This is a genomic window from Paraburkholderia phymatum STM815, from assembly GCF_000020045.1.
GTDB lineage: Bacteria > Pseudomonadota > Gammaproteobacteria > Burkholderiales > Burkholderiaceae > Paraburkholderia > Paraburkholderia phymatum.
The window spans coordinates 776304-788549 of record NC_010625.1 but is presented as its reverse complement, the minus strand read 5'-3'; the positions used below and the strand labels follow the sequence as shown (position 1 = coordinate 788549).

The following is a 12246-nucleotide window of genomic DNA, read 5'->3' as shown; positions in this document are numbered from 1 at the left end:
TGCGTTTCGCGAGCGCCGTCCTGAACGAATATGGAGGTGACATGCAGCACGCAGACAATGGCAGTCAGCTGAAGTGCAGTCTGAAGCAAAGGCACATGACGATGATCGCGCTGGGCGGTGTGATCGGGGCAGGGCTCTTTGTCGGAAGCGGCGTGGTAATCCAGCAGGCAGGACCCGCCGCGATTTTGTCGTTTCTGCTGACGGGCGGCCTCGTCGTGCTCGTGATGCGAATGCTCGGCGAAATGGCTTCCGCGATGCCCGCCGTCGGATCGTTCTATGAATACGCACGCCTCGCGTTCGGCGAAAGCAGACCAGCGGGCGAACTGGCGGGCTTTCTGACAGGCTGGATGTACTGGTACTTCTGGGTGATCGTCGTGGCCGTCGAAACCGTGGCGGGCGCGCATCTCGTGCAGTTCTGGCTGCCAGGGGTGCCAGCATGGGCGATCGGGCTCGGGCTTCTGCTCGTGCTGACGCTGACCAATCTGATCTCCGTCGGCAGCTATGGCGAGTTCGAGTTCTGGTTTGCGTCGGTGAAGGTGGCGGCCATCATCGTGTTCCTGTTCGTCGGCACGCTGTTCGTGCTCGGCATGTGGCCGCATGCGAATCACGCGGCACTGCCGATTGCGCAGATCGCCGCGCATGGCGGCTTCATGCCGAAGGGCATCGGGCCCGTGCTGAGCGGCGCCGTCGCGGCAACCGGCTTTTACTTCGGCGCGGAGATCGTCACGATTGCAGCCGCCGAAGCCCGCGAGCCGGAACGCGCCGTCGCGAAAGCGACGAACTCTGTGATCGCGCGCGTGCTGGTGTTCTATGCCGGCTCGATCCTGCTCGTCGTCGCGATCGTGCCGTGGAATTCGCCGGGCATGTCGACGCCGTACGTGAGCGCACTCGAAGCGATGCACATTCCCGCCGCCGCGCATCTGATGAACGCAATCATCCTGACGGCGGTGCTGTCCGCGCTGAACTCGGGCCTTTACGCCGCCTCGCGGATGATGTTCGCGCTGACACGGCGCGGCGATGCGCCGCGCTCGCTCGCGAAGGTCAACAGCCGCGGCGTGCCGGTGCGCGCGATTCTGATGGGTACGTTGTTCGGTTACGTGTCGGTGGTGATGTCGTATGTTTCACCGGATACGGTGTTCGCGTTTCTCGTCAACTCGTACGGCACCGTCGCGATATTCGTCTACGTGCTGATCGCGCTGTCGCAACTAAAGCTGCGCGCGCGGCTGGAACGCGAAGCGCCCGGCAAGCTGCGTGTCAAGATGTGGTGTTATCCGTATCTGACGTGGTTCGCGATCATCGGCATGGGCGCGATCATCGTGGCGATGGCGTTCATTCCGGATCAGCGCAAGCCGCTGTGGTTTGGTGTCGTCAGCCTCGCGGTGCTGATTGCTGTGTACTGGCAGCGCGGCCGCTGGCGCAAGGGTGCGTCCAGCACGCAGCATTCGATCGACACTGAGCGGATGCATGTTTCCGGGCGGCGGTATTAGAGCAGAAATGGCCACGGGCGCTTTCGGGCGCCCGGGCCATTGCGTCGGGCCCATCTCAATGCGACGTCGCGTGACGATCCGCAGATTCTCCACTCACTTTGCCTGACAGCGTTTCGGCAAACTGAAGCAACGGCGCAATTGCCAATGCCGTCTCCTTCATCTTCGGCACGGCCTCCAGCAAATCGTTGAGATTCGCGCGCGCGGTCGGCGCATGAACCGCCAGCGACGCAAGCACGTTGCCGTTCACGGCATCCCGCACAGGCACGGCAATCGCGACCATTCCCCGTACGAACTCCTCATTGTCGATACCGATGCCGCGCACGGCAAGCCGGTCGAGTTCGGCTTCGAGCAGGCTACCGTCCGTCAGCGTGCGATACGTCATACGTTTGAGAGTGAGTCGCGACACGACGAGCCGGCGCTCCGCAAGCGGCATCTGCGAGAGAAATAGCTTGCCGCTCGCCGTGCAGTGCAGCGGCACGCGCGTGCCGGGCTGCATTTGCAGACGCAATGGCTCGGCCGTTTCCACGCGCTCGATATACAGCACCGTGTCGTTATCGAGAGCCGTCAGATTGCACGTCTCCCCAAGCGTATCGACAAGCGAGCGCAACAGTGAACGGCACGCGCGCGTGAAAGTATTGTTCGCAAGCGTGGCGAGCGCGAGGTGCGCGGCACGCGGACCAAGCGCAATCGCGCGTTCGAAACCGCGCGAGTCCGGCATATGCGTGACATACCCCTGCGCTTCGAGCGACTCGATGAGCCGCATCAGCGTGGCCTTTGGAATATGCAGCCGCGCCGACAACTGCGACAGCGAGAACGGCTGCCCCGCCGCCGCCAGTTGTTCGAGCACGGCGAGCGGACGCAGCACGCGGGTGTTGTCCTGCGTCGAATCGTTTGATGGTTGTGATGTGCTTGGGCGCATTCGTGCAAAGTGAAACAAAAAGTTCGGTTTCTGTACCAGATTCGACGATGCTACTGCGGTTCGCTTGAGTTCGGCAATTCTCCTCAATAGATTTACACGAAACGTTCCGGTTTTTGGTTGTACTGAAATCCAAAAAACGAGCAGGAGACATTCACCATGCCACGTCGTTTCGACTATGTCGTCGTCGGCGCCGGGTCCGCCGGCTGCGTCCTCGCCAACCGTCTGTCGGAAGACGGGCGCTATTCGGTCTGTCTGCTCGAAGCGGGTCCCGCCGATCGCTACCTCTGGATTCATATTCCGATCGGCTACGGCAAGACGATGTTTCATCCCGTCTATAACTGGGGCTTCTATACGGACGCCGATCCGAACATGAACGACCGCAAGCTCTATTGGCCTCGTGGCCGCACGCTCGGCGGATGCAGTTCGATCAATGGCCTGATCTACGTGCGCGGGCAGAAAGAGGACTACGACCATTGGGCCGCGCTCGGCAATCGCGGATGGAGCTGGGACGAATGCCTGCCGTACTTCCGGCGGCTCGAGCACAACCAACTGGGCGAGGGGCCGACGCGCGGTGTCGACGGGCCGCTGTGGGCGTCGACAATCCGGCAGCGTCATGAACTCGTCGATGCGTTCGTCGCGGCATCGAACCGGCTCGGCGTGCGGACTGTCGACGACTTCAATACGGGCGATCAGGAAGGCGTCGGCTACTACCAGCTGACCACGCGCCACGGCTTGCGCTGTTCGACAGCCGTCGCGTATCTGAAGCCTGCGCGGCGCCGCGCGAATCTGCACGTCGAAACGGAGGCGCAGGCGTCGAAGATCCTGTTCGACGGCACGCGCGCAACGGGCATTCAATACGTGCAGCATCGCGAGACACGCGAAGTGCACGCGGATCGCGAGGTGATATTGACGGCGGGCGCGCTGCAATCGCCGCAATTGCTGCAACTGTCGGGCGTCGGTCCGGGGGCGCTGCTGCGCGAGCACGGCATTCCCGTCGTGGCTGATCGCGCGGGTGTCGGCGAAAATCTGCAGGACCATTTGCAGGTTCGCCTGATCTACGAAGTCACGAAGCCGATCACCACCAACGACCAGCTTCATTCATGGACGGGCCGCGCGAAGATGGGCCTGCAATGGGCGCTGTTTCGCGGCGGACCGCTTGCGGTCGGCATCAATCAGGGCGGCATGTTCTGCCGCGCGCTGCCTGACGAAGCGAAGACGCCCGACATCCAGTTCCACTTCTCGACGCTTTCCGCCGATTCCGCTGGCGGCGACGTACACGCGTTTCCCGGCTGCACGTATTCGATCTGCCAGTTGCGGCCCGAATCGCGCGGCGTGGTGCGTATCCGCTCGACGAATCCGCTCGAGGCGCCGTCGATCCAGCCGAACTATCTCGCGACCGATCTCGACCGGCGCACGGCCGTCGCGGGCGTGCGCTTTGCGCGGCGCGTCGCCGCAACGCAGCCGATGGCCTCGCTGATGAAGCGCGAAGTACGGCCCGGCGCCGACGCGCGGACGGACGACGAACTGCTGCATTTCTGCCGCGAGTACGGACAGACGATTTTCCATCCGTCGGGCACGGTGAAGATGGGGACAGCCGACGATCCGCTCGCCGTGGTCGACGAACGCCTGCGCGTGTATGGCACGCGCGGGCTGCGTGTCGTCGATTGCTCGATCATGCCGACGCTCGTGTCCGGCAACACCAACGTGCCGATCGTAATGGTCGCGGAAAAGGCGTCCGACATGATCCTCGACGACGCCCGCGCCCCTGGCCCTCACGAGCGCGTGAACGCGCCGGTGGAAGCCGCCGCCTGATTCACAGGTTACAGTTTCCGGCCCCGGAGGAGACCAAGTGGGCCTTTGCTAATGCCGCCGTGCGATGGCAGCACGGCCATCCTATGGAGGAGCTGCTATGGCAATCGATCAGCGCGTGGTCCGCCGTGTCGCACTAGCGAGCGTAATAGGTGCGACCGTCGAATGGTATGACTTCTTTCTGTACGGCGTCGTCGCCGGCATCGTCTTCAACAAGCTCTATTTCCCCGCCACCGATCCACTCGTATCGACGATGCTCGCGTACACGACGTTCGCAGTCGGCTTCGTTACGCGACCGCTCGGCGGCGTGCTGTTCGGTCACTTTGGCGACCGCGTCGGGCGCAAGTCCGCGCTGATTCTCACGCTGGTGATCATGGGCGTATCGACGGCAGGCGTCGCGTTCGTGCCGACCTACGCGCAGATCGGCATCTGGGCGCCGATTCTGCTGTTGACGCTGCGCGTGCTGCAAGGCGTCGGGCTCGGCGGCGAGTGGGGCGGCGCGGTGCTGATGGCCTACGAATACGCCCCGCCGCACAAACGTGGGCTATACGCGAGCTTGCCGCAGATCGGCCTGTCCATCGGATTGTGTCTTGCGTCGGGCATGGTGGCGGGCGTCTCGCGGCTCTTGCCCGAAACCTCGTTCTTCGCATGGGGCTGGCGGATCGCATTCGGCGCGTCGCTGCTGCTCGTGCTGATCGGCCTGTACATTCGGCTGAAGGTGATGGAAACGCCCGAGTTTCTCGCGCTCAAACGCAGCAGGCGTGAAGCGAAGATTCCATTTGTCGACATGATGAGCCGCTATCGTGGTTCAGTGCTGCTTGGCATGGGCGCGCGCTATATCGACGGCGTGTTCTTTAATGTGTTCGCCGTGTTCTCGATCGGCTATCTGACGCAGCATGTGTCGATGAGCCGTACCGATGCGCTGCTTGGCGTGATGATCGCAGCCATCGTGATGTGCTTCTTCATTCCGCTTTTCGGCGCAATGTCTGATCGGGTGGGGCGGACGCGCGTGTATCGCTGGGGATCGCTGATCTGCGGACTCTCGGTGTTGCCCGCGTTCTGGTTGATCGAGAGCCAGCCGGCCAGCACGCTGATGATCTGGCTCGCGATCGTCGTGCCGTTCGGCATCTTCTACGCGATGGTGTATGGCCCCGAAGCGGCGCTTTTTGCCGAACTTTTCGACGCAAAGGTGCGCTATACGGGCATTTCGTTCGTCTATCAGTTCTCGGGGATCTTCGCGAGCGGGTTGACGCCGATTATCGCCACTGCGCTGCTGCGCATCAACGAAGGCAAGCCGTGGATGGTCTGCGCGTACGTGATGCTGTCCGCGCTCGTGTCGGCATGGTCCGCGCGGGTAATCGAGCGGCGCGCGGAGGCGTATGGGGTGACGGCAAGCGCGCACTGAACCCGCGTGATTACTCGCGAAAGGTCTTCGCGGTTTCGTCCGCCGCATAGCGCAGATCGGGCACGAACGACAGCAGATCGTCTAGTGTGACCCGGCCGACGGGCGCCTGTACCGCAATCGCCGCGCACGCGCGATTGCGGTTGAGCATCACGGGCACGGCAATCGCGATCAGCCCTTGCAGGTGCTCCTGATTGTTGATCGCGAGCAGCCGCTTGCGCGTGGCGACCAACTCCTGCCGCAGCGCGTCACGATCGGTGATCGTGCGCTCCGAATACGCGCGCAGCGGCAGCGTATCGATCATCCGGTCGCGTCTTTCCTTCGGAAGAAAACTCAGCAGCAGCTTCCCGCTCGCCGAGCAGTGCAGCGGCACGCGCGAGCCCGGCTGCAAATGCATACGCAGCGGCCATTCCGTTTCGACGCGGTCCACATACACCACATCGTTGCCGGCGAGCATCGTCAGGTTGCACGTTTCACCGATCTTCGCTACCAGCTGTTCGAGCAGCACATGGCGCGCGGCGGCCGGCCCTGCATGCATCAGCACGTTGACGGCGAGCGTGCGCACGCGCGGCGAGCATTCGTACAGGCGGCTGCCCGCGCTGCGCGTGACGAGCCACGCATCGATCAGTTGCACGAGGATCCGGTGCACGGTCTGCTTTGGCAATCCCAGCGCGTCGACGATATCCATCATCGACAGAGGCTGGCCCGCTTCCGCGAGCGTCTCCAGCACGCGAAACGCGCGCACGGCTGCCGCGTTTGATTGATTCGAAGACGACATCCGATCTCCCTGTGCTTCTTGCGGACAAGAACGATTTTGCATCGATTCACACGGTTTTCGGGACTGCAGAAAGTCCCGAATTTTACATTTTCCGATTCGCAGGAGCGCGCAGCGCAGGAACGCGCGGAAAACGGGACTCTTCGATTCGCGAGGCTCGCTAGATTCATTTCATGTCCTTTCCAACCGGAGCGAAACGTATGAATGTCAGAGCCACACCGGCGCAAGTGCAGGGAGAGCAGGGCGTCGGACAAGCTGTCGCGGCGCTAGTCGAGCGGGCGCGCGCCGCGCAGCGCGAGTTCGAAAACGCGGGACAGGAAGCACTCGACACGGCCGCTGCCGCAGCCGCTTGGGCGATCATGGAGCCCGCGCGCAACCGGCAACTGGCCGAACTGTCGGTGCAGGACACGGGCCTTGGCAACGCCGACGACAAGTTCCGCAAGAACTTTCGCAAGACGCTCGGCCTGCTTCGCGACTTACACGGGCAGAAGACGGCGGGCGTCATCGCGCGCGACGCCTCGAACGGCATTGTCGAGATTGCGCGCGCGGTCGGTGTGGTGGCGGCCGTCACACCGTCGACGAATCCCGCCGCGACGCCCGCGAACAAGATCATCAACGCGCTCAAATGCGGCAATGCGGTGGTCGTCGCGCCTTCACCGAAAGGCTATTCATCGTGCGCACTTCTGATCGGCTTCATTCATACGCAGCTTCAAAAAGCAGGGCTTTCCAGCGATCTCGTGCAAATGCTGCCCGCGCCCATCAGCAAGGCCGCGACGGCGGAACTGATGCGCCAATGCGACCTCGTGGTCGCGACGGGCTCGCAGGCGAACGTGCGCATGGCGTACGCGAGCGGCACGCCTGCGTTCGGCGTTGGCGCGGGCAATGTGGCGTCGATCGTGACGGCTTCGGCCGACCTGCGTGATGCGGCGCACAAGATCGCGCGTTCGAAGACCTTCGACAACGCCACGAGCTGTTCGTCTGAAAACAGCGTCGTGGTCGAAGAGGCCGTGTATCAGCCGATGCTCGGCGAACTTACCGCGAGCGGCGGCGTGCTGCTCGACGAAGCGCAAAAGGCGCAACTCCAGGCGGCGATGTGGAACGACGGCAAGCTGTCCGCGCATTGCACCGCACGCTCGGCGCAGACGATCGCGCGCGTGGCGGGTCTCGAGGACATCGCCGCGCGCGAGCCCGCATTTCTGATGGTCGAAGAAACGGGCTTCGGCGCACAGCATCCGTTCTCTGGCGAAAAACTCGCACCTGTGCTGACGGTTTATCGCGCGCAAGACTTCGATGCCGCAACGCAGATCGTCCGCAACATCTACGCATATATGGGCGCGGGGCACTCGGTCGGTCTTCATTCCGCCGATGCGGCGCAAGCCGTTCATCTCGGCACGACGCTGCCCGTTGCGCGCGTGATCGTCAATCAGGCGCATTGCCTTGCGACGGGCGGCAACTTCGATAACGGCTTGCCGTTTTCGCTGTCGATGGGCTGCGGAACTTGGGGACGCAATAACTTCTCCAGCAATCTCAACTTCCACCAATACCTGAACATCACGCGCGTCGCGTATCCGATCGACGAACGCGTGCCCGATGCCGACGACCTGCTTGGCGATTTCTTCCGGAGATACGGCCGATGAACACGCCCTCGACTCTTCGCGAACTTATCGACGAACGCGCCGCGCAGTATTCCGACAAGCCGTTTCTGCTCGCATGCCCCGGTGAAGACGACGCGGGCAACACATCCGCGCGAGCCCGGGCCCTGACCTTCGGCGAACTGCGTGAGGACTGCCGCGCGCTCGAAGTGCGCTTTCGCGAAGCCGGCCTGCGTGCGGGCGATACCCTGTCCGTCTACATGAGCAACGGCATCCAGACCGCGCGCATCCTGCTCGCCGCGATGTACAGTGGGCTCGTTGCGCATCCGCTGAATCTGCTGTGCCAGCCCACGCAGTTGCGCTACATCGTCGAGCATTCGGACACGCGCGCTGTCTTTGTCGAAAGCGATACGCGCAAGGCGATTGAGTCGTCGATCGCGGATTTGCGCGCGCAAGGTCTTGCCCGCGATATCCAGATTGTGCAGACCGCGCCCGATGCTCTCGTCATGCCGACCTTGCCGCGCGCCGAACGTGCGCTGGCGGAAGCCGTGACCGACGACGATGTGCGGTCCGCGCCGATAGCGGGGGAACGCGAATCCGTCGACGCATCCATTGTGCGCAGCAACACACCATGCACAACCGACGTCGCGTTGCTGATGTATACGTCCGGCACGACGGGCGCGCCGAAGGGTGTGCTGCTCACGCACCGCAACCTGCTCGCGAACGCGGCAAACATCACAGCCGAGCATCGTCTCGGCGCCGACGATCGCGTGCTCGCTTCGCTGCCGCTTTATCACATCAACGGTCTCGTCGTGACGTTGCTCGCGCCGCTTTTCCACGCGGGCTCGGTCGTGATGACGCCGCGCTTTTCCGCGCGCACGTTCTGGCGCGATGCGGCGCGTCACGGCTGCACATGGATAAATGTCGTGCCGACCATCGTCGCGTATCTGCTGAACAGCGACGAACCGTGCGCGTATGACCTGTCGGCGCTGAAGTTTTGCCGCAGCGCGTCCGCTGCATTGCCCGCTGATCATCACCGCGCGTTCGAGTCGCGCTTTCATATCGGCATCATCGAGACGATGGGTATGACCGAGACGGCCGCACCCGTCTTTAGCAATCCGTACGACGCGGCGCAGCGCAGGATCGGCAGCATCGGCGTGCCATCGGGCGGCGAAGCGAAGGTCATCGACCAGCAAGGCCGCGAGTGCGCGCCAAACGAATGCGGCGAACTCGTGCTGCGCGGCGAACAGGTGATGAGCGGCTATTACAAGCGCCCTGAAGAAACGCTCGCCGCGTTCACGGCCGATGGCTGGCTACGCACCGGCGACCTCGGCTATCGCGACGACGAAGGCTACTTCTACATCAACGGCCGCGCGAAGGAACTGATCATCAAGGGCGGCGAAAACATCGCGCCGCGCGAGATCGACGAAGCGCTACTCAGGCATCCCGGCGTGCTCGACGCGGCGGCGGTCGGCGTGCCGGATAGTGCGTATGGACAGGACATCGTCGCATTCATCGTCGCACGCGCGACTGACGAAAAGGCGCTCGATATCGCCGACCTGCGCGCGCATTGTCTGCGTGAACTCGGCCGGTACAAGACGCCAAAGGAATTCCGCTTTGTCGCGGAATTGCCGCGCGGGCCATCGGGCAAGGTGCAGCGGCTCAAGTTGCTGAACACCTGAGCGCGACGCAACGAGGAGATACACCGAGCATCGACATCAAAGACGTGCCATAACGAGAGACACAGGAGACAGCATGGAAAAGCATACGAGGCGCGTGAAGACGCGTCACATCATTCTGGCGGTCATGTGCGTGATGTACTTCATCTCATACATCGACCGCGTGAACATCGCGGTGGCGGGTCCGCTGATCCGTCATGAGATGGGGCTGACATCGGCGGAACTCGGACTGGTGTTCTCAGCGTTCGCGTATCCGTACGCGATAATGCAGATCATCGGTGGATGGCTGTCGGATAAGTATGGTCCGAAGCTCGTGCTCACCGTGCTGTCGATCATATGGGGCGCAGCGACGCTCGCGACGGGCTTCGCGGGCAGTGTCGCGATGCTCGTCGCGCTGCGGTTCACGCTCGGCATCGGCGAAGGGGGCGCGTTCCCGACAGCCACGCGCGCGTTCACGTACTGGATGCCCGTATCGGAACGCGGGTTCGCGCAGGGCATCACGCACAGCTTCGCGCGCCTGGGCGGCGCGGTGACGCCGCCGCTCGTGCTCGCCGTGGTCGCGGCGGGCGGCTGGCGCGACGCGTTCGTTCTGCTTGGCGTCGCGAGTCTCGCGTGGACGGTGCTCTATCTGTGCGTGTTCACCAACTCGCCGGAGCAGAACAAGCGGATCACGCCGGAAGAAACGGCCGAAATTGGCTATCGCGTCGGTGACTGCGATCGCGCGAAGCGCATGCCTACGCCGTGGCGCAAGCTGATTCGCCGGATGTGGCTCGTCACGTTCGTCGACTTCTGCTATGGCTGGCTGCTTTGGGTGTATCTGACGTGGCTGCCTTCGTATCTGAAGGAATCGCGCGGCTTCGATCTGAAGCACCTCGCGCTCTTCACGGCGCTGCCGCTGCTGGCGGGCGTGATCGGCGATACGCTCGGCGGCGTGGTGTCGGACAAGCTCTTCAAGGTCACGGGGCGCCTGCGCTTTGCGCGTTGCGCGGTGCTGGTGGTGGGTATGGGCGGGTCGCTTGCGTTCCTGCTGCCGATGGTGTCCGCCAGCAATCCGCTGACGGCCGTGTGGTATCTGTCGGCGTCCTTCTTCTTCCTGGAGATCACGAACCCGGTGCTATGGACGCTGCCGCTCGATATCGCAGGCAAGTATGCGGGCACGGCGGGCGGCATGATGAACACGGGCTTCGGCGTCGCGGGGATGGTGTCGCCCGTGGTGTTCGGCTATCTGATCCAGACGACGGGCAGCTACAACGTGCCGTTCTCGATCTCCGCCGGGCTGCTGGCCGTGGGTGTGGTGGCCGCGTGTTTCATCGATACAAGCAAGACGGTCGAGGCCGACGAGGAACGCGAACGCCTGCAAGGCGTGGAAGTCGGCGGCATGCCCGCGTTCGCCCATGCGGCGTCGGGGCTGCGGCTCGAACGGCATCACCTGCGTCGGCCGTTGCGCTGGCGCAAGTGATGCGGTGACGTAGCGATGTGCGTGAGAATCGCGCCCGCGACGTTCTTCAGTCGGCGGGATTCACTCTGCGCAGCCGCCAGATCAGGCTCGATGTATCGAAGCGGTTACCGCCCAGTGCCTGCACGTCGCCGTAGAACTGATCGACGAGCGCCGTGACGGGCAGCGACGCTCCATTGCGCTTCGCTTCGTCGAGGCAGATGCCGAGGTCCTTGCGCATCCAGTCGACGGCAAAGCCAAAGTCGAACTTGCCTTCGAGCATCGTCGGGCCGCGATTGGTCATCTGCCAGCTGGCGGCTGCGCCTTTGCCGATTACGTCCAGCACGCGCGCCATGTCGAGTCCGGCGCGCTGGCCAAAATGGATGGCTTCCGACAGGCCCTGGATCATGCCTGCGATGCAGATCTGATTGACCATCTTCGCCAGCTGGCCGGCGCCCACGTCGCCGAGCAGCGTGACGGCCGCGGCGTAGAGTTCGAGCGTGCCGCGAGCGCGCTCGAATGCAGCAGGGTCACCGCCGCACATGATAGTCAGTGTGCCGTTTTGCGCGCCCGCCTGGCCGCCCGACACAGGCGCATCGATGAAATGTAGAGCGCGTTCCGTGGCAAGCGCGGAGAGATCGCGCGCGACATTGGCCGATGCTGTCGTGTGGTCGACGAACGCGGTGCCCGCAGTCATCCCGGCGAACGCACCCTCGTCGCCGAGCACGACGCTGCGCAGGTCGTCGTCGTTGCCGACGCACGCGAGCACGAGGTCAGCACCGCGCGCGGCATCGCGCGGCGTGAAGGCCGTGCGTCCGCCGTATTCCGACGCCCATTGCGTGGCTCTCGACGCGGTGCGGTTGTAGACCGTGACGTCGAGGCCGGACTTCGCCAGATGCCCGGCCATCGGGTAGCCCATGACGCCGAGGCCGAGGAATGCGACACGGGCAACGGGCGCGGCGCGTTGCGTCGCGCCGGCGGAAGATGAGGCTGAGGTATCGCTCACGGTGACTCCTTGGAAGAAGGGGAAGGGGTTAGCGATTATCGCAGGACGTGAGAATTGCTGGACGATGGTGCGTCTACCCGACGGACTATCGGCTGCTGCGATGATTTGGATTCGAAATGGCGATTTTTCTTTTTTACATGTC

At 63.5% G+C, this 12246-nt stretch carries 9 protein-coding genes; 6 read left to right on the top strand and 3 right to left on the bottom strand.

Features of this window, described 5'->3' with window-relative positions:
* Positions 1–41 precede the first annotated feature (41 nt).
* Positions 42–1487 carry an amino acid permease gene (locus BPHY_RS31005; protein ID WP_012405427.1) on the top strand — a complete coding sequence of 482 codons (1446 nt, stop codon included), beginning with the start codon at positions 42–44 and terminating at the stop codon, positions 1485–1487.
* A 55-nt stretch (positions 1488–1542) separates the two neighbouring features.
* Here the strand turns inward: BPHY_RS31005 and BPHY_RS31000 are convergent, their stop codons facing one another.
* Positions 1543–2406, bottom strand: coding sequence for an IclR family transcriptional regulator (locus BPHY_RS31000; RefSeq protein ID WP_052306204.1), 864 nt, complete (start codon positions 2404–2406; stop codon positions 1543–1545).
* A 156-nt stretch (positions 2407–2562) separates the two neighbouring features.
* On the opposite strand from BPHY_RS31000, the gene BPHY_RS30995 reads away from it, so the two are divergent.
* Both BPHY_RS30995 and BPHY_RS30990 read left to right on the top strand, forming a co-directional pair.
* Positions 2563–4218, top strand: coding sequence for a GMC family oxidoreductase (locus tag BPHY_RS30995; protein ID WP_012405425.1), 1656 nt, complete (start codon positions 2563–2565; stop codon positions 4216–4218).
* 97 nt (positions 4219–4315) lie between these two features.
* Positions 4316–5620: an MFS transporter gene (locus tag BPHY_RS30990; RefSeq protein ID WP_012405424.1), complete on the top strand. Its 1305-nt coding sequence runs from the start codon at positions 4316–4318 to the stop codon at positions 5618–5620.
* Positions 5621–5630: 10 nt separating this feature from the next.
* On the opposite strand, the gene BPHY_RS30985 is transcribed toward BPHY_RS30990, so the two are convergent.
* Complete coding sequence (locus BPHY_RS30985) at positions 5631–6395, bottom strand: IclR family transcriptional regulator (RefSeq protein WP_012405423.1); 765 nt, start codon at positions 6393–6395, stop codon at positions 5631–5633.
* A 197-nt stretch (positions 6396–6592) separates the two neighbouring features.
* On the opposite strand from BPHY_RS30985, the gene sauS reads away from it, so the two are divergent.
* The 3 genes from sauS (at position 6593) to BPHY_RS30970 (ending at position 11122) form a co-directional block, all read left to right on the top strand.
* Positions 6593–8029 (top strand): acylating sulfoacetaldehyde dehydrogenase, encoded by a 1437-nt coding sequence (gene sauS / locus BPHY_RS30980; RefSeq protein WP_012405422.1) that lies wholly within the window; start codon positions 6593–6595, stop codon positions 8027–8029.
* Positions 8026–9666, top strand: coding sequence for an AMP-binding protein (locus BPHY_RS30975; protein WP_012405421.1), 1641 nt, complete (start codon positions 8026–8028; stop codon positions 9664–9666). The genes sauS and BPHY_RS30975 overlap by 4 nt, the downstream gene beginning before the upstream one ends.
* A 73-nt stretch (positions 9667–9739) precedes the next feature.
* A complete protein-coding gene (locus BPHY_RS30970) occupies positions 9740–11122 on the top strand; it encodes an MFS transporter (RefSeq protein ID WP_012405420.1) in 1383 nt (460 codons plus the stop codon).
* Positions 11123–11168: 46 nt separating this feature from the next.
* Here the strand turns inward: BPHY_RS30970 and BPHY_RS30965 are convergent, their stop codons facing one another.
* Entirely contained in the window at positions 11169–12104 is a 936-nt protein-coding gene (locus BPHY_RS30965; RefSeq protein WP_012405419.1) for an NAD(P)-dependent oxidoreductase, read from the bottom strand.
* Between the last annotated feature and the right edge of the window lie 142 nt (positions 12105–12246).

Bases quoted from the DNA above. Each gene is read 5' to 3' on its own strand.
- BPHY_RS30985 (WP_012405423.1), bottom strand. From the start codon at position 6,395: ATGTCGTCTTCGAATCAATCAAACGCGGCAGCCGTGCGCGCGTTTCGC.
- sauS (WP_012405422.1), top strand. From the start codon at position 6,593: ATGAATGTCAGAGCCACACCGGCGCAAGTGCAGGGAGAGCAGGGCGTC.
- BPHY_RS31000 (WP_052306204.1), bottom strand. From the start codon at position 2,406: ATGCGCCCAAGCACATCACAACCATCAAACGATTCGACGCAGGACAAC.
- BPHY_RS30995 (WP_012405425.1), top strand. From the start codon at position 2,563: ATGCCACGTCGTTTCGACTATGTCGTCGTCGGCGCCGGGTCCGCCGGC.
- BPHY_RS30975 (WP_012405421.1), top strand. From the start codon at position 8,026: ATGAACACGCCCTCGACTCTTCGCGAACTTATCGACGAACGCGCCGCG.
- BPHY_RS30970 (WP_012405420.1), top strand. From the start codon at position 9,740: ATGGAAAAGCATACGAGGCGCGTGAAGACGCGTCACATCATTCTGGCG.
- BPHY_RS30990 (WP_012405424.1), top strand. From the start codon at position 4,316: ATGGCAATCGATCAGCGCGTGGTCCGCCGTGTCGCACTAGCGAGCGTA.
- BPHY_RS31005 (WP_012405427.1), top strand. From the start codon at position 42: ATGCAGCACGCAGACAATGGCAGTCAGCTGAAGTGCAGTCTGAAGCAA.